Below are 20,765 nucleotides of genomic sequence, written 5' to 3' on the forward strand. Positions count from 1 at the left end.
TCTTCCTGTTAAATTGCCACCGGCTTTTTTCCATCCAAATGATGGGTACAACCCAAAGTGGCCGCATCATCACTGTCTGAAAGGGCCGCAACCGTGCGCCATCCCTCAGCCCGCAAAGAGGCTGCAATTTCGATGTCATGCCCTAGCGGCAAGAACAAAATGTCCCTCGGCTTTGCACTGAAGCCCGCATCAATCAGCGGGCTGGGATAGAGCGAAAAGCCAACCGCATTTTCAGTCCCACCATCAGATGCCGGTATTTCATAACTACCACCGCGTCCCATCGCGCCGACAAAACCCTCTGCAAACAGCGTAAAGCCAAACCAGTTTTGATATTCAAAGCCGTGCCGCTCGGTCGGATCAAGAGTCAGATTTGCCTTGTCCTCGATATTCGCAGCAATAGCAGCGATGCCATCCAGCCGCGATGCCAACAGATTGTCGCTGTCAAAAGATCGCATCTTGGCCATGGCGTCGTCAAAAGGCCCTGTCGCTTCAATCAGTGGCAAGTAGCCGACGGCACCCAGCTCCGTGAGACCGCCAGCATCTTTCATATCCAGTTCGCTGCGCACCTCGGCCGCTTGTGCAGCGCTGAGAGGCAAAGGCCCAGCAGACAGGATATCGACCAGATCCGGCATGGTGAAATCCACCGTAATGCCGGTTAGGCCAGCCCGGCTTAACGCCTCGATTGCGACCGATACAATTTCACTTGCCGCCGCGACGCTATCGGTTCCGATCAGCTCGGCGCCGATTTGCAAACGACTGCGTTCCGGGCGCAATTGCCCAGAGCGCAGCTTGAGGACTTGCCCGCTGTAGCTGAGGCGCAATGGACGCGCCGCTTCCGACAGGCTGGTCGCCGCGATCCGCCCGATCTGCATCGTCACATCGGGTCGCAGCGCCAAAGTCCGCTGCGAAATCGGATCAACAAAGCGCATCAGATCGCTTTTCGCCGATCCGGTCATCCGACCCGTCAGCACATCTTCATATTCGACCAAAGGCGGCGACACCCGCGCATAGCCATGGCTGGCCAACGTATCGAGTACATCACGTTCCAGCCGCGACCCTGCTTCGGCATGGGGCGGCAGGGAATCGTGAAAGCCTTCAGGCAGCAAGTTAGACAGCTTTTGCATAGACTTTCGTCTCCATAGCCTAAGCACGCGCTCAGGCCACCGGTTTTTTGCCCTTCTGTTTAGAAGCGCAGCGCTTTGACCGTTTTCACGCCTTCAAGCTGGCAAACGGCCCATAGTACAGGTTCTTCCACAGGCGAATCGATGGAAAGCAGCAATACAGCTTCTCCTCCAGGTGCATCTGCACGGCGACCCAGATGGAAGGTGCCGATATTGACCCCTGCCTCGCCCAATGTGGAACCGACGCTTCCGATGAAACCGGGTTGATCCTGATTGACGATATAGAGCATGTCGCCTTCCAGATCAGCCTCAACCTTGATGCCGAACATCTCGACCAGACGCGGACCGGAAGAACCGAACAGCGTTCCTGCGACCGATTTTTCGCCTTCATCCGTGGTTACCGATACGCGCACCAACGTGTGATAATCACCCTCGCGGTCATGCCTGACTTCACGGACATCAAGGCCGCGTTCTTTTGCGAGATAAGGTGCGTTCACCATGTTCACAGAATCACTATAGGCGGCCATCAGTCCAGCCAGAACAGCGGCAGTGATGGGTTTTGGATCGAGCTCGGCGGCTGCGCCTTCAACTTCTACCGAAATGCCTTTCAGCGAGCTCCTTGATAGCTGGCCGATCAATGAACCCAGCTGATTTGCGAGCACCATGTAAGGTTTGAGCTTCGGTGCCTGTTCTGCCGAGAGACTAGGCATATTTAGCGCATTTTCAACGCCCCCATTGACCAGATAGTCGGCCATCTGCTCGGCCACCTGGATGGCTACATTAACCTGTGCCTCGCTGGTCGATGCGCCCAAATGTGGCGTACAAATAAGGTTCGGCGTTCCAAAGAGCGCATTTTCTTTTGCTGGTTCTTCCGCATAAACATCCAGTGCCGCGCCGGCGACATGGCCGGATTCCAAAGCCTCTTTCAGAGCCGCTTCATCAATCAAACCACCGCGGGCACAGTTGATGATCCGCACGCCCGGCTTGGTCTTGGCAATGGCTTCGGCCGACATGATATTGCGCGTCTGGTCCGTCAGCGGCGTGTGCATGGTGATAAAATCAGCACGTTCGAGCAGCTCGTCCAGCGTCACTTTCTCGATGCCGATCTCAACCGCGCGTTCCGCGGTCAAAAACGGATCATAGGCAACAACCTTCATGCGCAGACCAATGGCCCGCTCGGCGACGATCGAGCCGATATTGCCGGCACCAATCAAACCCAATGTCTTGTTGGTCAGCTCGACACCCATGAACTTGGATTTCTCCCATTTGCCAGCCTGAGTAGAAGCATCGGCAGAAGGCAGTTGGCGGGCCAGTGCGAACATCATCGCAATCGCATGTTCAGCGGTTGTAATGCTATTACCAAATGGCGTGTTCATCACCACCACGCCTTTGGTCGATGCTGCGGGGATATCGACATTGTCGACACCTATACCGGCGCGACCAACCACTTTCAGGTTGGTTGCAGCTTCCAATAGTTCTGGCGTCACTTTGGTCGAAGACCGGATGGCAAGACCATCATAGTCGCCGATAATCTGCATCAATTCTTCCGGCGTTTGACCGGTAATTTCGTCGACTTCAACACCCCGCTCACGGAAAATTTCGGCAGCTTTTGGATCCATTTTGTCGGAAATAAGTACTTTTGGCATAGAAAATCTCTTTTTGATTTCCGTCATCCCGCAGAAGCCGGGATCTCCATTTTTTTGGCGCTGTTATACGAGGAGATTCCGGCTTCCGCTGGAATGACGCGATATATTAAATCTCGGCTTTGACCTGTGCATAGGCCCACTCGATCCAGGGCAGCAGACGGCGGATATCTTCTTCCTCAACGGTCGACCCGCACCAGATACGCAAGCTTGGCGGCGCATCACGGTAACCGTTAAAGTCATAGCCGATATTCATTTCTTCGAGCAGACCGGCGATCTTCTTGGGCACGGCGGCTTTTTGGTCATCATTCAGACCATCATACCATTCACCCTGAAACATCATGCAAACGCCGGTATTGGTCCATTTTGCCGGATCACTGACCATGTTGCGGAGCCAAGGCGTGGCCTCGATCCAGTCATGAACGACTTTCGCATTGCGATCCGCCCGTGCATGCAATTCTGACAAACCGCCAATGGACTTCGCCCATTCCAGCGACGCAATATAATCTTCGGTCGCCAGCAAGGACGGCGTGTTAATCGTCGCACCTTCGAAGATTGAACGATTAAGCTTGTCGCCTTTTTTCACACGGAAAATTTTTGGCAGCGGCCAGCTTGGGCTGTAGCTTTCAATCCGTTCAATTGCTCGCGGGCTGAGGATCAGCATGCCGTGACCGGCTTCCGATCCCATGACTTTCTGCCAGCTATAGGTGGTGGCATCGAGTTTCGCCCAGTCCATAGGCTGCGCAAACACGGCGCTGGTGGCGTCATTGATGGTGACACCATCACGATCGTCAGCAATCCAGTCGGTATCCGGAATTTTAGCGCCTGATGTCGTACCATTCCAGGTGAAGACAATATCATCACCCTTGTCGATCTGGGTCAGGTCGGGAATTTCACCATAATCGGCTTCGAGGACCGTGAGGTCGGCTGGCTTCAATTGCTTGACCGCATCCTGAATCCAGACATTGCCGAAGCTTTCCCAAGCCGCGACCGTCACCGGACGCGCACCGAGCATATTCCACATCGCCAGTTCAACCGCGCCGGTATCGGACGCAGGAACAATGCCGATCAGATAATCATCGGGAATACCCAGCAACTCGCGGCTGAGGTCGATGGCATATTTCAGCCGGCCTTTACCGGTAGCGGAACGATGCGAACGCCCCATGGCAACAGTATTCAGTTTGTCGAGAGACCAGCCGGGAAATTTGGCGGTAGGGCCCGAAGAAAAATTCGGGCAATCTGGACGCAATTCAGGCGTCGGAACGGTAGTATCTGTCATTTTATGCTTCTCCTTACAGAGAGCTCGCGCGGCGTTGGGACCGCGTGGCCCGTCGCCGCAATGGTTGTTGCAGCGCAGCAAGTCAAGCGGCAATATTTAAGCTTTTATCAAAAACGGCATTTTTCAGATGATCCGGCCCGGACATCGGGAGAGAAAAATTCCGTTTGTCGCAAAACGCATCCTTTTTGGCTGAAAAACAGGTATAGCTAGGGATCTTCAGCTCTGATTTAGGATCGCGTCGTCAAGCAGTTCTTATGAAAAAGCCATGTGTACAAGCGCCAGTTACGCGCAATTTTTTGATTCTGGGTTTTCTGTCACTGGCGCTGAGCGCTTGTGGAATCCCGGACAGCAAGAGGCCGTCCGGCGGCGTCAAGATTGATCCCAGTCCCAGCGCCAGGCAATGCTACGGCGAGCTACGCAACGCCGGTGTCCGCTTTTCTCCCCTGCCCAATCAGAATTTCTCCGGCGGATGCAGCCAGATCGATGCCATCACCATGCTGGACGTTGGTCGCAGCACGGAGATTTCAAACCTTGGTCCGGTGCGATGCGAGCTGGCCAACAAATTTGCCGCATGGACCGAATATGCGGTCAGACGGGCTGCACGCCAATATCTTGGTAGCGAACTGGTGAGGATCGAAACCATGGGCAGCTACAGCTGCCGCCGTGTGGCGGGATCCAATCGTCTGTCCGAGCACGGGCGGGCCAATGCCATAGATGTTTCGGGCTTTGTTCTGGCCGATGGTCGGCGCATTACACTTACCAAAAACTGGAACAATGGACGACAGGAGAAAAAGTTCCTGCGGGCAATCCACAAAAGCGCGTGCCGACGCTTCGGGACCGTGCTGAGCCCTGATTTTAATGCTGCACATTTCGACCATTTCCATTTCGACATGGGCGGCAACGGCTATTGCCGCTAAACTGATATTTTTCGATAAACCATTAAGTTCATTGGCAAGTCACATTGCTATGCTCTAGGGCAGAGCTATGACAAATAAAGATTTACACGACCGCCGCTTCTATCGTGCAAAACAGGAAGCAGATTTCGCCAAGCAACAGGCCCTAAGCACCCCCCAGACCGAAGACCCCGCCTATACACTCGCTTTTCAGGATAATGATTTCCTGCTGCGAGAGGAATTGCGCCCGGTTCGGTTCCAGTTGGAACTGCTCAAACCTGAAATGCTGCTTGACGAGGCCGGTATCGGCTCGACGCTGGTCATGTATGGCTCCGCGCGCATCCCCGAACCCAGCAAGGCTGATGCTCTGGTTGAGGCAGCCAAAGATGAGGCCTCGCTAAAAACCGCCCAGCGGCTGAAAGAAAAATCGAAATATTATGATGAAGCGCGCAGACTGGGGCAGTTGGCCAGTGACTGCGGTATCGAGGAAAATGGCAAGCGCGACTTCGTCGTTTGCTCTGGCGGAGGTCCTTCAATCATGGAAGCCGCCAATCGCGGTGCGACCGACGCGGGAAAGGAATCCATTGGCCTTAACATCGTCCTGCCGCACGAGCAGGCACCCAATGAATATGTGACCCCGTCTCTCAGTTTCCAGTTCCACTATTTCGCACTGCGCAAGATGCACTTTCTGCTACGTGCCAGAGCCGTTGCGGTATTCCCGGGAGGGTTCGGAACATTTGACGAGTTTTTCGAGCTGCTCACACTCGTTCAGACTGGCAAGATGGAGCCCCTGCCCATCATCCTGTTTGGCAAGGATTTTTGGCATCGGGTGATTAATTTTGACGCTTTGGCCGAAGAAGGCACGATTAGCGCCAAAGACCTCGACCTATTCCAGTTTGTCGAAACAGCTGATGAAGCCTGGCAGATTATCCAGGATTTTTACGATCTCGACTGCGGCTAGTCGCTCACAGAAAACTTAACTGCAAAGGCTTATTCCGCAGCAGCTGCTTCGTCCGCCGCCACGGTTTCTTCCGCCACTTCGGTTGCGGCAGCATCGGCTTCGGCCTCGGCAACAGCTTCACCGTCTGCTGGTGCTTCTTCGGCGGCAGGTGGCTCAGGATAAGGCAGGTTTGAGCCTTGTGCATTCATGTAGGCGATTACATTGGCGCGATCTTCAGGCTTGCTGAGGCCGGCAAAGGTCATTTTCGTGCCGGGCGCATATTTCCGCGGGGAAATCAGCCAGGCATTCATATTGTCGAAATTCCAGTTACCTTCAACGGACGACAGAGCATCACTATAGGCAAAGCCGGCAACATGGCCGTGCGATTTGCCGAACGAGTTCCACAAATTTGGTCCAATGCCATTGGCACCGCCTTCATTGATTGTATGGCAGGCAACACATTTCCTGAATACGGCCTCACCCGCTGCAACGTCGGCCTTGGCGAGCATCATGCTCATCGGCACTTCTTCCGCACCGCCGTCTGACGATTCTACACCTTCAATTACGAAACCCATCGTTTCCGGACGCTCGTTCTTGTCAGCGTGGAAATATTTGCCGCTGAGGATCGAAAAACCAAGCGCTGCAATTCCGCCTGCCAATACCCAGCCAGCAATGGTGTTGTTATTGTCCATCTTGTCTAAAATCCCTGCGTTACCGACAGGAGCAGCCTGTCAAAACTTTGGGCTTTCTCTAATAAGACCGCCGGTTCAAAGCAAGACCTCAATTACACGTATAGATGCTAATATTGTTGCGCCAGTTTCGCCAAGTGCGATCAGGTCTTGCGCAGACGCATTTTGTACGGCAATCGCGACCTTTGACAAACGGGTGCATAAAACAGGAAATGATAGCGTCATGAACAGCTTCCCGCGCAACGCCCTGGCCATGGTCGATAAAATGACCGCAACGGCAGCAGAGGCTCCTGCCAAGACGATCGCGTTTCAAGGCGCACCAGGTGCCAATTCCCATCTGGCAGCCATGGAATATGCCCCGGATTGCTTGCCTCTGCCCTGTTTTTCATTTGAAGATGCACTTGATGCGGTGAAGCAAGGCATAGCCGGATCCGCAATAATCCCTATTGAGAACAGCCTGCATGGAAGGGTTGCTGACATCCATTTCCTGCTGCCCGAATCGGGTCTGCATATTGTTGCGGAGCACTTCATGCGGATTCGCCACTGCCTGATGGCGAAATCCGAAGACGCAAAGATCAAAACTGCAATGAGTCATCCGCAAGCACTGGGTCAATGCCGTCACTATCTGCGCGCCCGTGACATTATTCCCGTCGCCTACGCGGATACCGCAGCTGCCGCAGCTTATGTCGCGCAGCAGGAAGATCCCCAAGCTGCCGCGATAGCCCCGCCGCTCGCTGCAGAGATTTACGGCCTGCAACCTATTGCCAATGCGATAGAGGATGAAGATCATAACATGACGCGCTTTGTCCTGCTCGCCTCTGATGCTGTAATGCCAGAGAGCAATGGTCCTGATGATTTTCAGTTAATGACCACCTTCATCTTTGAAGTAAAAAACATCCCCGCCGCACTCTACAAGGCGATGGGCGGCTTCGCGACCAATGGTGTCAACATGACAAAACTGGAAAGCTATCAGGAAGGTGGCAGTTTCTCAGCCTCGAAATTCTACGCTGATATAGAAGGCGGTCCTGGTGACCCGGCAGTTGACCGGGCTCTGGAAGAATTGCATTTCCACTGCAACGAAGTCCGCCTGCTCGGTACCTATCGACAGGGACGACCGCGCTCCTAGTATGACCGGTCACTACGCAGGAAAAGCGCAGACCGGTCTCTACATCTTATAAACGATCTGGAAGCCTAGTTCACAGAAGAGGCAGCGGCCCTGGCCATCAAACCGTTGGAATGGGCAACACCAGGAACAACCTTTACTCTCCAACCAAAGGGCAAGGCATATTCATCGGCCTTCTGTTTGCCGAATTCATGGTAAGATAGACCGCGAGCGAAACGATGCGGTCCCTGCTTCATGGCTTCCGGGCTCCGTCGCAGGCTTTTATGATTGGGATCATTGTCCTTATCCCCCAACAGCAGCAGGACGTTTTTGCTCAACGCCGCCTTTAACATCTCTTCAGAGATACCAGCCCCCGCCAGTCCATAAGGATATACTTCTGCCACATCGGGCCGCGTGTACCAGCCTGCATTGGCGGCGATATACTGTTTCACCGGCGCATCGGGTTTATAATAAAGATACCGGTGCACAAATTGTGCGCCGGCCGAGTGGCCGTAAATGCTATATTGCGTCTGCTGGCTTCCAACGGCCTGTTTCACACGATCGAAAATCGGCTCAATGGCGCTGAAGGACCAGATGGATTCATCTTGCCGTCCTTCAGTTTCTTTCCGGAAGACATTGCCGAGATTATAGCCCGCGGATTTTGGAAAATCCCGCTGGGAAAATTCCGGCGCAACAACGATCAGGCCGTTTTTCTGAGCAGGCTCTCGCCATTCCCTGAGATAGCGGTGAGGATCACGCTTATTGCCGTGCATCATGAACAGGACAGGCGCGCGCGACAAATCAATGCCATCAGGCAAATATACCCAAACCGGCAAATCGGGGCCCGCCCACCTTGTGAAGACAAACCGGTTAATCTCTCCGGATTTCAGCGCAAGGGTTTCCGACAGTGCGGTTGAGGTGACGCTGTGAAAACGGTACTCGGCTGGTCGCTCAGTAGCTTTACTGTCAGACGGCGCGGCATTGGCAAAAGCAGAGACGTAACCACCGGATATGAAGACCAAACTGCTGACCACTGCAAGATATCGGATGTTCATCGGCATACCATTCTTGATTAAATTTATGACCTCCAAGCCCCTAAAGGATAAGACTTGGAGGTCATGTCCGGCCATAATCGCCCCCGCAGACGGCCGGCCTATTTCGTTTCGATCCTAGAAGCGAACGCTTGCACCGAGGAAAAACTCACGGCCAACGGCATCATTCACGTCGTTCGTGATGTTGAGACTGCTGCCTGAATCAGTGCCTGTTGGTATGAGTGGACCGAAATTATTGAAGATATTATTCACGCCGCCATAGATTGTATAACGGTCATCGGGACCGAAACGATAGCGTGCGTAAACATCATGAAAGGTTTCGTCACTCACGCGGAAGAAGCGATCGTCGTCAGGATTTGCAGCGTCATTACTGTCTATACCACCTGCTTCATAGTTGAGCGTGTAAGTCATTCGGAAACCACCGTTCCGATAACCCAAGCGCAAACGAAGTTCGTCTTCACCATTATCGATTTCTCCCAATGGAGTATCCAACACCGTTACGCCGCCAATACCGGTGAACGTCGTTTGATCCTTGAAATAGTGGGAATAGCGGAAGTCGATATCGAAACGGCCGGGAATAACCGGTAGTTCAATACGGCTCCACCGCATCGTGGCATCGATACCCTCGACCAGCTCGTTATTCAGGTTTTCTTGAAAGTTAATCACCTCATCAACACTGCCGTCCAGAGCGTTTCTGGTGATCACGTCGCAGAAACGGTTGTTCGGAAAATCGTCCGCAGCATAGCAAAGATCAACGGTATTTTGCGTGCTGACTGAACCAATCGCATCTTTGATACTGATCCGGTAGTAGTCGGCCACAAAGGTAAAGTTTGGAATAGCCGACGGAGTGAGCACGAAACCGGCGGTAAATGTATTCGCGGTTTCTTCCTGAAGATTTTGGTTACCGGCATTTGGACCCTGCGTAGCACCTGGCGCATCAAAAGCATCGGGCACACCGGCTGCATCCTGATTGTCGGGATCGGCAAAATAAGCCTGAATTCCAGCATCAGTCAGACAGTTTTGTGCAATGGTAGCAAGGTTTGCATTCTCTCCACCTGGACTTGATGGTGCTGAAATGCCGGTTCCATCCGGATTCAAACCCTCGCAAGGGTCCTGAAGATCATCGCCGTCAGGCCGCGCCGGCGAGAAAAACTCGGTAATGTTTGGCGCACGCTGAGATCGCGAAAATTGTGTGCGAAATCTTAGATCATCGTTCATCTGCCAAACAAGTCCGGCATTCAGGCTGAAAATCGTTCCGACGGTAGAATATTCAGCGATGCGAGCGGCACCGCTGACATTTACGGTTTCAAACAACGGAACATCAATTTCCACAAAACCTTCTACAACGTCATAATTTGCCGTGATACTTGGAAAAGTAGAGTGGGTCGTAACGAAGACATCATTGGTTGTCGGATCACCATCGACACCGCCGACCAAATCACCATCACGGTCGCCTCTCGTGCTTTGCGTTTCCCGGCGATACTCAACACCGGCAGCAAATTTCACATTGCGGTCATTTATAGAGAAAAGATCACCATTGATTGACCCACCAGCCGTAAACTGGGTTCGTTTTTGCGAAGCGTCACCCGTGTAGCTGATATATTCTGCGGCTTCGGGAGATACACTTCCTTCGCCAAAAAGATTTAACGGCACACAGCCATTTTGACGGGCGGCTGCATCGGCGCATTGAAAACCACCCGCACCATTATCTTCGATGTCCAGAGCAAAATCTACATTTTGAAGATTGATCTCACCCACATTAATTGCCCGCTGCTTCCATTCGCCATAGGTCGCGAAAGCGTTCCATCTGATTGCATCCGTCAACTGGCCATCCAGATCACCCATTAAGCGGATCGTTTCACGGCTGTTGATGCGTTGCTCTTCGCCAACTTCCGGAAAGGATCTGATCCACGATACAGTACCGCTTCGCGTAACCTCAACTTCCGGCGGGATGAATGGATGGTCCGAAGCCATTCGGCGAACATTGAATACGTCAGGCACACCGTTTAAAATACCGTAAGATTCTCCACTGCCGGCATCTTCGATGCCATTGCGACTGACTGTGTCTACATCGGAATAGAGTGCAGTCAGCGATGCAGTAACCACGTCGGAGAACTCATATTTTCCATGAAAACCAAGATTAAGTATTTCGCGTTTCGAGCGCAGGGACTGGCCCAAACGATCATTGATACCATCAAAGTCTCCCAGGAAATCTTGTCCCGGCTCGCGATCAGCGGGCAGACGACCAAAACCACTAGGATCATCACGCGCTACGTCATTAAACCACTGACCATCTCTGAACCAGGCATCACCCTCAAAAACACCACCTGGAAGATCGGAATCGAACGAAGGTAAAATGCAATGGCGGTCAGTATTGTCGGGATCACAACCCGGCGCATTTACCTCATTGGCGAAGGAATCCCGGGAAGCATCAGCTGGATCATCAAATTCCAGCGCAGCCGCAGCTAAAGGACGACTGGAATCGATCAAAATCTCATCCTCATCCCGATAGCTTGCACCGAGCAGAATATAACCACGGTCATCTGCAAATCTGGTGCCATAGAGACCTTCGAGGCGCAGCTCTTCGCCGCCGCTGGCATCGGGAGCCGAAAAGCGGACATCGAGATCGATGCCTTCAAAAGAGTCTTCTAGAATGAAGTTCGCAACACCTGCGATAGCATCAGAACCATAAATCGCGGATGCACCACCGGTTGTGATTTCCGCACGCTTTACGAAGCCTGCTGGAATAGTACCAAGGCTGACCCGATCACCATTGCCCGAGTTGGACACAGCCCGCTTACCGTTAATCAAGACAAGCGTTCTGTTATCTCCCAACCGCCGTAAACTAATCGTGGAAAGGCCATTATTTTGGATAGAGTTGTTGCTGTTCTGAACCGAAACGCCATCACCTACACCAGGAAGCTGCGTGATGATTTCCGCCAGATCCGTCTTGCCTGTTTCTTCAATATCATCTGCGCTGAATACCTGTAGCGGGATAGACGATTCTTCTGCCCGCCGTTCGATACGCGACCCCGTAACAACAATCAGATCGTCGCCTGCGCTTGCCTCAGCCTGTTCCGTGTCCGGCACCTCTTGAGCCAGAGCCGGGATACTGGTTGCCGCCACTAGTACGGTTGAACATTTTAGTATGTTACGTAACTTTATCATCTGATATATCCCCCTCGAGACAATTTTGTTGCACAATCCCAGCTGTTACTGAGCCATTGTTCCTCCGACCCCGGTCTGACATCATAAAAAATGACTTCAAATTCATAATTGGAATGATACGATGCGAAAAACGCAAGATTCTGAAAAAGGACATTTTTCTTGGAACTAAAGTGGCTGGAAGATTTCATTAGTGTTGCCGAGAAGGGACACTTTGCCCATGCTGCAGAGGCACGGTTCGTTACTCAGTCCGCTTTAAGTCGTCGTATTCAGGCGCTGGAGTCGTGGATTGGTACACCTCTTTTCAACCGCTCAGCTCACCCCATCAAGCTGACACCCGCGGGGGAAGATTTTATCAATACCGCCAGAAATATTGTCGATCAGTGTTACGAAGCGCGCGCGGTTGCGAATGAATATTCAAAAATCGGTAAAAACAGCATCACGATTTCCAGTCTGCATACTTTGGCGTTAAAATTTGTACCGGAACTCATAAATTCCTGGCATGGGGTCACCTCGCCATTTTCTACCCTGATCATTGCCGAAACCCGTGCGGCCGAAGACTATCTGACCAGTCTTCACAACGGGGCCAGTGATTTCTTCATCTCATATCATCATGACTCGATCTCGTTCGATTTCGATCCGGTACAATTCCCTAGTATCGAAATTGAACGCCACCACTTGCGTCCATATCAAAGCATCGATTCTGCTCCGATTGATCTACGGGAGGATGGTTTCGAATCCATCCCCTATGTGGCCTATTCCAACACGTCCTTCATGTCCCGCATTTTTGAGCAGTTGCTTGGCAAAGCGCGTTTTAGAAAGAGACTAAACATCGTGTATCGAGCAGCTTTGGTTGAAAGCATATTGGCGGCAACGCAAAATGGATTCGGAATATCATGGTTGCCAGAAACCGTTGTTCCCGGAGATCCCGCTGAGCAAGGACTGCGTCTCGTGCCAAGTAATCATACGACAGACCTATCTATTCGTATCTACTGTGCCGCGAGTAATGGAAACCCCATCGTTTCTGATATTTGGGAAAAGCTCAAGCAGCCGGACTGACAAGCTTCATCACTCCGATTCCGGAAGAAGCGCTTTTTTTTGAACATCAGCCGATGCGCTGAACGGTAAATCGCGAGGAAACAAGTGCGCCATTCTGTTTCGATATCTGTTGTAAACCGGCAGTATCACTGATGGAAACCACGGATCTGATATTTTCGTTTTCGAAATGAATGGCAACCTCCTCGTCAATCGCGAAGGCTGGAAAGACTGCCTCACTATTGGCTAAGAAATCTTGAAATATTGATTGCCGGCCAGGGTTTACATCATAATGCACACAAACACTGCCGTTCAAGAACCCGTACCCCTGTAGTGGAGCGAGCTCCGACTTCACCGAGTCCGTAATATTCCAATCAAACATGATATTGAGACCAGCGCTCGCACCGGCAATTATCACGCCTTCTTCATAAGCATCGCGCAAGGCATCCACGACACCCCATTCCTCAAAAATCGCCATCAGATTACGGGTCGATCCTCCGTCTATAAAAACGATATCGACGCCGGCAAAAAACAAACTGGGATCACCCGTCGGGGGATTAAACAAACTGAGTACATGGGGCACTGCATCAATCCGCTCGGCCAGCGTGAGGAATTCAGTAATTCGATCCTGTCGGTCACCTTTCGCAGCGCCCACATAACAAACAACAGGATTTGTCTTTTTCGACAGAGAGACAAGTTTTTTCGCCATGGCGGGTTCGGCATCGTCCGCCACAAACAGCGACGCAGAATCGCTTATGCCAAAAAACTGTCGGGAAACAGCTGTCATGGAGCAACCGCCTGCATCAGCTGCGCGCACAAGATCGCGCCATAAGTGCCCAACGCATAACCAAGCACCGCGAGCAGGACTCCGACGGGGGCGAGCGCAGGATGAAAGGCCGCCGCAACTACAGGTGCCGACGCTGCACCACCGACATTCGCTTTACTACCCACCGCGACAAAGAAAAACGGAGCCCGGATCATCTTGGCGACCACGATCAACAATATGCTGTGGAACAACATCCAGATGAACCCGACGAGGAAGAGCATCGGCGCATCAGCCATTTGGAAAATATCCATCTTGGTGCCGATAATGGCCACCAGCAGAAATATAAGAACAGTTCCGAATTTGGAAGCACCGGCCCCTTCAAGGTCGCGCGCCTTGGTAAAACTGAGTGCTACGCCCAAAGTGGTCGCAATCACCACTATCCAGAAGAATTTACCCGCCAGAAAACTGTCAGTAAAAGCAGGTATGGCTTCGAAAGCACCGGACAGAAATCCACCCAGGAGATGAGATAGACCGACCCCGCCAAAAGCCACCGCGAGCAACAGCATGATTTCCGATGTGGTAGACGTGCGTTCAACAGACAGGGTGAAACTCGCCATCTTGTCTCGTAAATTATCTATCGCACTAGAGTCTGCCTTTAGCCAGCGGTCCACTTTCTCAACATTACCAGCACCATAAAGCAGAAATGCCATCCAGATATTGGCAATGACGATGTCGACAGCGACCATGGCGCCGTAACGCTCTGGATTATAGCCATAGACTTCCAGCATCGCTGTCTGATTGGCACCGCCGCCGATCCAGCTGCCGGCCAGTGTTGCAAGACCGCGCCATACCGCGTCAGCCCCTTCACCACCAACAGTCTCCGGACTGAACGAACCCACGATCAGGATCGCGATAGGCCCACCGATGATGATGCCGATCGTGGCGGTGAAAAACATGATGAGCGCCTTGGATCCAAGGCCCATAATGGCTTTGAGGTCGATGCTCAATGTCATCAATATCAAAGCTGCGGGCAGAAAATAATCCTTGGCCACCTGCCACAAACCGTCATCGGCCGATGCCACAATACCAAAGCTGCGAAGCAGTGAGGGGATCAGGTAGCAGAGCAATACGATGGGAATGAAAACGAAAAACCGATCCCAGAAACCACCCCGGTTTTTGAGAAAAAACAGGATACCCAATATAGCGCAAAGGACACCAAAGCTCGCGACATTATCCAGTGGCAATGTCATTGAGCGGTCTCTTCACTAACCTTTTGTTCTTCCGGAATTTCCTGCTCCTCTTCTTCCTTGGTATCTTCTTCCTCTACCTCAGGCTCTATCGGTGGCAGAACAGGTTGATAGTCTTTATCGAGGACATGTTTGGCATACCAGGCAAGTTCTGTATTGATCTTGAACAGCTGGTTAAAGGGCTTGCGAAAACCATGCGGCTCACCCTCGGCAACATAGAGGCTTGTCGGAGCACCGGCCGCCCGGACGCCCCGGTACATCATGATCTGCTGGGTAGGCGGCACCCTTACGTCGTTGCCACCGTTGAAGAACAAGGTCGGTGTTTTCACTTTCCACGCATCTTTCAATGGTGACTGGGCGATGTAACTATCCAGCGGCGCATTTTCCTGCCACGGGGCACCGTCAAACCAGGGCGTGCGATTGTGGCGTACGTCACTCTCCCCCGTACATGGATATCCAGCTTGATGCTCCCGCGCCGGATGATGCCGCCTTGAACCGGTCGGTAAAGGTGATCAGCTTGTTGGTCATATGGCCGCCGGCGCTCCAGCCCATCTTCACCAGCCGGTCTGGGTCAGCAATACCCTGTGTGACCAGGGCATCAATACCGTCCAGAACATCGAGATGCGAGTTGCGGAAATAGTTGCCGACCATGTCGCGCATGAAGGCATCGCCGTAGCCGGTTCCGCCTCGATGATTGGGCAGGAAAACCGCATATCCCTGCCCTGCGAGAACGCTGGCATATCGTGAGGTATTCCAAGATCCAAATTGCGAGGATGAGCGCGGACCGCCGTGCGTGATTGTGACCAGCGGATATTGGTCATCGGCCCGGTAACCGACTGGCGGTATCAATAAACCTTCAATCGGCGTGCCATCTCTTGCCGTCCATTGAAAAACCTGCTGGTCGGGAAGCCGGACATGTTTTGTCCATTCGTCATGGATCCCGCTGACCTTTTCAAGCGGGCCACCTTTCCTCTTTATGTGAACTTCACCGGGACTCCGCGCATCCGTAAGCAGCATGATATGCGTGTCTGTTTCCGGATTGTAGCGCCAGTCTCCCAGCGCATGATCGCCCTCGGTAATCGGTATCAGCCGATTGCTGCGCAGATTCAGTCGAAACAGATTGGTGCGAACACCCGTATTTCCCAATATGAAGATCTCCGAACCTTCCCTGTTCCATGCGAAGTCCAGAACTTCCATGGGCTCGTTCGGCAGCAACAATTCCGGCTGTGATGATCCTATCGCCTGAACAAACAGGTTGTCTTCATAATAACCTTCACCCTTTTCATTGACGGTGGCGATGAAAGCGAAGCGGGTTCTATCAGGCGACAGCTGCGCTTCTGCCTCGTGATATCCATTATCGGTCAGACGGGTGTCGCTACCCGTCGCAACATCGCGCAGCCACAATTCCCGATGGTGGCTGGCATAGCCCGCCCCCTCTGGCATGCGGCTATAGATAATCTGGCTATCATCGGCCGACAGCGAAAAATGGCGAACGCTGAATGGACCAGTCAGAACCGGCTTCGATATCTTCTCATCCCGCTGGTAACGCCATAATTCCATCGGAATGGAAACATCATAAGGCGCTATTTCGCGGGCCTTGTCTTCCTTTGTTTTCTTTTCGTCGCGTCGCATTCGAAAGTAAATCGTGCGACCATCATTCGTCCATTTGAAATCTGAGACATTCTCCGGATGCTCGAACAATTTAGTCAGGCTTTTGCTCTCGATATCGTAAAAATAGGCGGCAGCCTTTTCATCATCTTCACGTTTCAACGTTGCCACGAAACCGGAACTGTCTGGGGCCCATTGTGCGGCCGACAGGCTATCATCCTCAATCTCGTTGCGCGGAATTACCTGCAAGTCTCCAGTTTCAACATCAATCAGGTTGTAAGCATCAACCCGCTCATTCTCTGCCCAATCCACCGCCGATTGGACCATGATGATTTTCTTGCCGTCCGCAGAAAGCATGGGGTCATCCAGCCGCGGCATCTCGATAAACGCAACCGGACTTACCGTTGTTTTTTCAGATTTCTCGGCTGCCTGTAGCGGCGTTGAAGCAGTCATGCCGACCCCCAACAAAAGAACTGCCGTGGAACTCGCAACGCGTAAGTTTCTGATGATCGCCATGCCCCTCACCCTTCTTTATGTTCAAAGAATTGTCATGATGCATACAAATGCCACTGGTCGCCAATTCATAATTCGAATGTCATCATGCGTTTTCGGCAAGATCAGACACTGGCGATGCCGCTACTCAGTTGATTCTTGCCCGCAATAATACGGAAAATTCCGAAGTGGGTTGGGGACGTGCAAATACGCCCTTGGGATTAATGCAAATATATGTGACCGCCGGATCGTATCCGCTCACTGGTTCATAGCCACAGTCCGCGAAAGATACCGGCATGGTCGGCTGGTTGGAGAAAGCGACGTCATTATTGTAATCAAGGCTTAATGTGCTGCCATTGTCGACAAACACGATCGGGTCACTGCCGGGGAAATTGTCCGGTCCGCCATTATCGATATCATCGTTCAGAAAAGCCATCTGACTGGGCAACTGGTCGATGATGAAGACGCTATCTTCTCCACCCGGCCCGCCGCCGACATTCTGGACGACAATTGTGTAGATAATATCTTCGCCCGGTATGGAAAAGCCGCTGCTGGTGCCACTGCCCGTATAGACGGAAGAGGTTTTGATGACGTTCAACTTGGCCGGATCAATTGATGACGTACGCCCAAGTTCGGTAAAATTGCCCTGACAATTGCCCGGGCTGCCATCAGTCGCTCCCCAATTGGGATCACCAACATTGTTGCCCAGTACGCTCGTGCCGGCGGAACCGCCGCTAACCATCGGTGTGATCGCAGCACAGGTTGCGCCAAATAGCCTGATTGCACCGCCACCGCCGCCGCCGCCGGTACCATGGGCGAATTGATCATTGGCTTCATCGCCGCCTTCGCCTCCGGCAACGCTGAAAACAGGAGATCCTGATATACCGGTAATTACGGAGAGTGCGATTGCCCCACCCGCGCCGCCGCCGTCCGAACCATTGAAATTATCCGCAAGGGCCGACAGGCCGTCCGCAATCATCCGGCCGCCATTACCGACAAGCCGGTCCACCCGGACAAAGACAAGCCCACCACCGCTGCGATCGCCGCCGCTTTCAGCCTGCGAGACTTCCGATCCCGATCCACCGCCGCCGCCCATGAACAGTCGGTTGTTGGGAGAATAATCCAGGGCTTGGCCTCCAAGACCGCCAAAATTACCGTCATCGTCACACAGGTCCAGTTCACGACCACCCAGACCGCCAGCACCAATATTGCCGCCGCCACCGCCGCCGGCATCGGTAATATTGCCCCCGCCCCCACCATTTCCATTATGTCCACGCCGGGCCTCATGGGCCGATGCGCTTGGCACAATGCCTTCACCCTTGTTGCCGGTCCCCGCCTGCGTCACGCCAGTATAGTTGAATTGATCCGATCCACAGCTGTCAAAAGGCGTTGATGTTGCGAGCGCACCGCCACGAAATCCCCGACCTGTCGCATTGATATCTGCGCCCAATGTCAAAGTCCCGACCACATCAAATGCTACCACACCGCCAATTCGCCCGTTCCAGGTCTGTGGCACGACCGTCTGGTTCAGGTTCAGGCTGTCAAAAACCGGCACGCTGACCATCTGTAAAGAGCCACCAGTGGAAAATGACACCGTTGGAGCATCCGATAGAGTGACCGTGTTTCCGGAAACCGAAACGATTTTGACATATTCGAAGCGCCCGGCGCTATTATATGCAGTAATATCGCCATGGGCGGCATCGTCAGTTCGCGTGACGGAGGCCCCTTTCATCTGCACTATCAGTGCCCGGCTATTTGCGGTGAAACCGCTGCTGCTGGATAGCTGGACAGTTGTCGAAGAGATTGAGACGACCTGAGCATAGCTGTTTATCACGGTGCCGGAAGGAATATTGGTGGTCTGCGCAAAAGTCGCTGCATAAGGATGTACAAGAACCGCCAGCAGGCCGGTGATACATATTCTCCAGATCAATGCCCTGAGACTAAACAAGTCTTTCAATCCCCCGTTACCAAATCTTCCTCAGAGAATCAGAAACGGTTGTTTCAAATCGAAATTAATCCAGATTTGGGCGATATATGCAGTGGTAACACTGCGGACGTCCGGATTTTTTCAATCCGTCATACAGATTGCCGCCAAATTCTAGGCGCCGCGCTGTCCCAATACCTCGTTCTCCACTTTGATCCGGTGGCGCAGCAGAACCGCGTTCAGGATTGAGAATACAAGCGCTACCCAGGGCAGCCCCATAAGCAAGGGCACGATGGCGATTTCCAGCACCACAACCAGATAGTTGGGGTGGCTGATATATTTATATGGGCCGCGCTTCACCCGATCAAAATGCGGTGCTGAGATGATCCGCGTTGTCCACCACCGGCCAATGGAGGCGAGCGTCCAGACGCGCAGAACCTGCGTGCCGACAAACAGCCCGAGCATGATCGGATTCAGATCTCGCAAGGGATCGACCAGCAAAAAGATGATCGCCAGCCATGCACTGTGGAGAAAGATGAACCAATGATAGTGATCAGCGCCAAATTCCTCCCCGCCTTCGGAGAGCAGCCGCTTGGTATTGCCATTTGCATAGACCAATTCGGCAAGACGCTGCACAACAATGTAGATCAGAACCCATGTGACAAGGGTCGGGGGAGTCGTAAAAATTGCGCCTAAACCATCCATCAATCTGCTCCTGCCGGGTCCAATATTCCAAGCACGGATGTAAAGCCGGGACCAAGCGCTGTCATCAGGACAGGTTTCTGAGGATTATCCTCTAGCAATTTTTCGAGTACGAACAGCACCGTCGGCGATGACATATTGCCATGATGTTTCAGCACCTCGCGAGTCGCCAGAATGCCCGGCAGTTCCGGCGCGAAATAGTCTTCCAGAGCCTCCACGACGCGGCCGCCACCGGGATGACAGGCCGGCTCGCTCATTTCCGATTTTTCCAGACCATGTTCGCTGAGGAACTGATCGCAAAACGGCGTGAAATCCTTTGCCACAAAGGTTGGAATGTCGCGCGCCAGCACAAGGTCAAATCCGGTTTCACCAATCTCCCAACCCATCATGTCACGTGTATCCGGCCAGGTTTTCTGATCAAATGCGCGGAAAGACGGGTTCGCGCCCTGCCCATTCCTTCCAGTCAGGACAGCCGCCGCACAACCGTCGGCAAACAGCGCGGTTGCAATCATGTTCTTCTTGTCAAACTGGCTGTAGTCATATGACAGGCTGCAAAGCTCCAGTGAAATCAGCAAGACATTCTGGCCGCCATTGGCATCCGCTAGGTCATTGGCCAGTCTTGTACCCAATATGCCGCCCGCACAGCCATAGCCGAAAACCGGTACGGTCTGCACCGACTGGCGAAAACCCATGGTCTCGATCAGCCGGCTTGGAATAGACGGCGTCATCGTGCCCGTCGTTGAAATCATGACGATCGCATTGATATCTGTCGGTTTCAGGGTCGCTTTTTCCAGGGCCGCTGCCGCCGAACGCTCTGCCAGCGCCCTGCCCACTTCATCATAAATTTGCGCACGCTCAGGCCAACTGCGCTGCTCCAGATAATAATCCGGTTCCCGCGCAATGTAGCGATGATCAATGCCGCTATTGCCCAGGATCTGCTTCAATCGGGCAGGCAAAGCCGATCCGCGCGCCTTGGCCAGCACGTCCAGAACATCCTCTTGGCTGATCCTGTGGTCTGGAAGGGCGGTCGCGATGGATTTCAGTTGGGACATGGGACTAATTCGCGCTGCATGGATAAGCTGTTACACATGGCCGTTTCAGATACAA

At 52.9% G+C, this 20,765-nt stretch carries 17 protein-coding genes and 1 pseudogene; 4 read left to right on the plus strand and 14 right to left on the minus strand.

Annotated features, from left to right (window positions below; translation table 11 throughout):
* Nucleotides 1-8: 8 nt before the first annotated feature.
* The 3 genes from AC6I9Z_RS14275 to AC6I9Z_RS14285 form a co-directional block, all read right to left on the minus strand.
* Nucleotides 9-1,124, minus strand: coding sequence for an ATP phosphoribosyltransferase regulatory subunit (locus tag AC6I9Z_RS14275; protein WP_461456410.1), 1,116 nt, complete (start codon nucleotides 1,122-1,124; stop codon nucleotides 9-11).
* 59 nt (nucleotides 1,125-1,183) lie between these two features.
* On the minus strand, nucleotides 1,184-2,767 hold the full coding sequence (gene serA, locus AC6I9Z_RS14280; RefSeq protein ID WP_461456411.1) for a phosphoglycerate dehydrogenase: 1,584 nt from the start codon (nucleotides 2,765-2,767) through the stop codon (nucleotides 1,184-1,186).
* Nucleotides 2,768-2,873: 106 nt separating this feature from the next.
* Entirely contained in the window at nucleotides 2,874-4,043 is a 1,170-nt protein-coding gene (locus tag AC6I9Z_RS14285) for a phosphoserine transaminase (protein ID WP_461456412.1), read from the minus strand.
* 254 nt (nucleotides 4,044-4,297) lie between these two features.
* On the opposite strand from AC6I9Z_RS14285, the gene AC6I9Z_RS14290 reads away from it, so the two are divergent.
* Both AC6I9Z_RS14290 and AC6I9Z_RS14295 read left to right on the plus strand, forming a co-directional pair.
* Entirely contained in the window at nucleotides 4,298-4,960 is a 663-nt protein-coding gene (locus tag AC6I9Z_RS14290; protein ID WP_461456413.1) for an extensin-like domain-containing protein, read from the plus strand.
* A gap of 67 nt (nucleotides 4,961-5,027) precedes the next feature.
* Nucleotides 5,028-5,897, plus strand: a complete 870-nt coding sequence (locus tag AC6I9Z_RS14295; RefSeq protein ID WP_461456414.1) for an LOG family protein — start codon at nucleotides 5,028-5,030, stop codon at nucleotides 5,895-5,897.
* A gap of 29 nt (nucleotides 5,898-5,926) precedes the next feature.
* On the opposite strand, the gene AC6I9Z_RS14300 is transcribed toward AC6I9Z_RS14295, so the two are convergent.
* On the minus strand, nucleotides 5,927-6,568 hold the full coding sequence (locus AC6I9Z_RS14300) for a c-type cytochrome (RefSeq protein ID WP_461456415.1): 642 nt from the start codon (nucleotides 6,566-6,568) through the stop codon (nucleotides 5,927-5,929).
* A gap of 220 nt (nucleotides 6,569-6,788) precedes the next feature.
* On the opposite strand from AC6I9Z_RS14300, the gene AC6I9Z_RS14305 reads away from it, so the two are divergent.
* Nucleotides 6,789-7,691: a prephenate dehydratase gene (locus tag AC6I9Z_RS14305; protein ID WP_461456416.1), complete on the plus strand. Its 903-nt coding sequence runs from the start codon at nucleotides 6,789-6,791 to the stop codon at nucleotides 7,689-7,691.
* A gap of 65 nt (nucleotides 7,692-7,756) precedes the next feature.
* Here AC6I9Z_RS14305 and AC6I9Z_RS14310 read toward each other — a convergent pair whose 3' ends face one another.
* Together AC6I9Z_RS14310 and AC6I9Z_RS14315 are read right to left on the minus strand one after the other, a co-directional pair.
* Nucleotides 7,757-8,722 (minus strand): alpha/beta hydrolase family protein, encoded by a 966-nt coding sequence (locus tag AC6I9Z_RS14310; RefSeq protein WP_461456417.1) that lies wholly within the window; start codon nucleotides 8,720-8,722, stop codon nucleotides 7,757-7,759.
* Nucleotides 8,723-8,836: 114 nt separating this feature from the next.
* Complete coding sequence (locus tag AC6I9Z_RS14315; protein ID WP_461456418.1) at nucleotides 8,837-11,887, minus strand: TonB-dependent receptor domain-containing protein; 3,051 nt, start codon at nucleotides 11,885-11,887, stop codon at nucleotides 8,837-8,839.
* A gap of 159 nt (nucleotides 11,888-12,046) precedes the next feature.
* On the opposite strand from AC6I9Z_RS14315, the gene AC6I9Z_RS14320 reads away from it, so the two are divergent.
* Nucleotides 12,047-12,943 (plus strand): LysR family transcriptional regulator, encoded by an 897-nt coding sequence (locus AC6I9Z_RS14320; RefSeq protein WP_109356511.1) that lies wholly within the window; start codon nucleotides 12,047-12,049, stop codon nucleotides 12,941-12,943.
* A 46-nt stretch (nucleotides 12,944-12,989) separates the two neighbouring features.
* On the opposite strand, the gene AC6I9Z_RS14325 is transcribed toward AC6I9Z_RS14320, so the two are convergent.
* The 8 genes and pseudogenes from AC6I9Z_RS14325 to AC6I9Z_RS14360 all read right to left on the minus strand — a co-directional run bounded on the left by AC6I9Z_RS14325 (nucleotide 12,990) and on the right by AC6I9Z_RS14360 (nucleotide 20,710).
* Nucleotides 12,990-13,706, minus strand: a complete 717-nt coding sequence (locus AC6I9Z_RS14325; RefSeq protein WP_461456419.1) for a Type 1 glutamine amidotransferase-like domain-containing protein — start codon at nucleotides 13,704-13,706, stop codon at nucleotides 12,990-12,992.
* Nucleotides 13,703-14,935 carry a DUF819 family protein gene (locus AC6I9Z_RS14330; RefSeq protein ID WP_461456420.1) on the minus strand — a complete coding sequence of 411 codons (1,233 nt, stop codon included), beginning with the start codon at nucleotides 14,933-14,935 and terminating at the stop codon, nucleotides 13,703-13,705. Before AC6I9Z_RS14330 ends, AC6I9Z_RS14325 begins: the two co-directional genes overlap by 4 nt.
* Nucleotides 14,932-15,330 (minus strand): annotated as a pseudogene (locus tag AC6I9Z_RS14335) (alpha/beta hydrolase family protein); the annotation flags it as partial. The pseudogene AC6I9Z_RS14335 and the gene AC6I9Z_RS14330, both read right to left, overlap by 4 nt.
* A 34-nt stretch (nucleotides 15,331-15,364) precedes the next feature.
* Complete coding sequence (locus tag AC6I9Z_RS14340) at nucleotides 15,365-16,993, minus strand: S9 family peptidase (RefSeq protein ID WP_497810994.1); 1,629 nt, start codon at nucleotides 16,991-16,993, stop codon at nucleotides 15,365-15,367.
* Nucleotides 16,953-17,099, minus strand: a complete 147-nt coding sequence (locus tag AC6I9Z_RS14345) for a hypothetical protein (protein ID WP_497810996.1) — start codon at nucleotides 17,097-17,099, stop codon at nucleotides 16,953-16,955. The genes AC6I9Z_RS14340 and AC6I9Z_RS14345 overlap by 41 nt, the downstream gene beginning before the upstream one ends.
* An 81-nt stretch (nucleotides 17,100-17,180) precedes the next feature.
* The gene (locus tag AC6I9Z_RS14350; protein WP_461456422.1) at nucleotides 17,181-18,980 is read right to left on the minus strand and encodes a hypothetical protein; all 1,800 of its coding nucleotides are present in this window, start codon (nucleotides 18,978-18,980) and stop codon (nucleotides 17,181-17,183) included.
* Between the two features lie 150 nt (nucleotides 18,981-19,130).
* Complete coding sequence (locus AC6I9Z_RS14355) at nucleotides 19,131-19,661, minus strand: isoprenylcysteine carboxyl methyltransferase family protein (RefSeq protein WP_461456423.1); 531 nt, start codon at nucleotides 19,659-19,661, stop codon at nucleotides 19,131-19,133.
* Nucleotides 19,661-20,710, minus strand: a complete 1,050-nt coding sequence (locus AC6I9Z_RS14360) for a type III polyketide synthase (RefSeq protein ID WP_461456425.1) — start codon at nucleotides 20,708-20,710, stop codon at nucleotides 19,661-19,663. The genes AC6I9Z_RS14355 and AC6I9Z_RS14360 overlap by 1 nt, the downstream gene beginning before the upstream one ends.
* Between the last annotated feature and the right edge of the window lie 55 nt (nucleotides 20,711-20,765).

This window comes from Parasphingorhabdus sp. (assembly GCF_059726685.1).

Excerpts from the sequence above, each read along its gene's own strand:
- AC6I9Z_RS14275 (WP_461456410.1), bottom strand. The coding sequence starts at position 1,124 with ATGCAAAAGCTGTCTAACTTGCTGCCTGAAGGCTTTCACGATTCCCTG.
- serA (WP_461456411.1), bottom strand. The coding sequence starts at position 2,767 with ATGCCAAAAGTACTTATTTCCGACAAAATGGATCCAAAAGCTGCCGAA.
- AC6I9Z_RS14285 (WP_461456412.1), bottom strand. The coding sequence starts at position 4,043 with ATGACAGATACTACCGTTCCGACGCCTGAATTGCGTCCAGATTGCCCG.
- AC6I9Z_RS14290 (WP_461456413.1), top strand. The coding sequence starts at position 4,298 with ATGAAAAAGCCATGTGTACAAGCGCCAGTTACGCGCAATTTTTTGATT.
- AC6I9Z_RS14295 (WP_461456414.1), top strand. The coding sequence starts at position 5,028 with ATGACAAATAAAGATTTACACGACCGCCGCTTCTATCGTGCAAAACAG.
- AC6I9Z_RS14300 (WP_461456415.1), bottom strand. The coding sequence starts at position 6,568 with ATGGACAATAACAACACCATTGCTGGCTGGGTATTGGCAGGCGGAATT.
- AC6I9Z_RS14305 (WP_461456416.1), top strand. The coding sequence starts at position 6,789 with ATGAACAGCTTCCCGCGCAACGCCCTGGCCATGGTCGATAAAATGACC.
- AC6I9Z_RS14310 (WP_461456417.1), bottom strand. The coding sequence starts at position 8,722 with ATGAACATCCGATATCTTGCAGTGGTCAGCAGTTTGGTCTTCATATCC.
- AC6I9Z_RS14315 (WP_461456418.1), bottom strand. The coding sequence starts at position 11,887 with ATGATAAAGTTACGTAACATACTAAAATGTTCAACCGTACTAGTGGCG.
- AC6I9Z_RS14325 (WP_461456419.1), bottom strand. The coding sequence starts at position 13,706 with ATGACAGCTGTTTCCCGACAGTTTTTTGGCATAAGCGATTCTGCGTCG.
- AC6I9Z_RS14330 (WP_461456420.1), bottom strand. The coding sequence starts at position 14,935 with ATGACATTGCCACTGGATAATGTCGCGAGCTTTGGTGTCCTTTGCGCT.
- AC6I9Z_RS14340 (WP_497810994.1), bottom strand. The coding sequence starts at position 16,993 with ATGACTGCTTCAACGCCGCTACAGGCAGCCGAGAAATCTGAAAAAACA.
- AC6I9Z_RS14345 (WP_497810996.1), bottom strand. The coding sequence starts at position 17,099 with ATGCATCATGACAATTCTTTGAACATAAAGAAGGGTGAGGGGCATGGC.
- AC6I9Z_RS14355 (WP_461456423.1), bottom strand. The coding sequence starts at position 19,661 with ATGGATGGTTTAGGCGCAATTTTTACGACTCCCCCGACCCTTGTCACA.
- AC6I9Z_RS14360 (WP_461456425.1), bottom strand. The coding sequence starts at position 20,710 with ATGTCCCAACTGAAATCCATCGCGACCGCCCTTCCAGACCACAGGATC.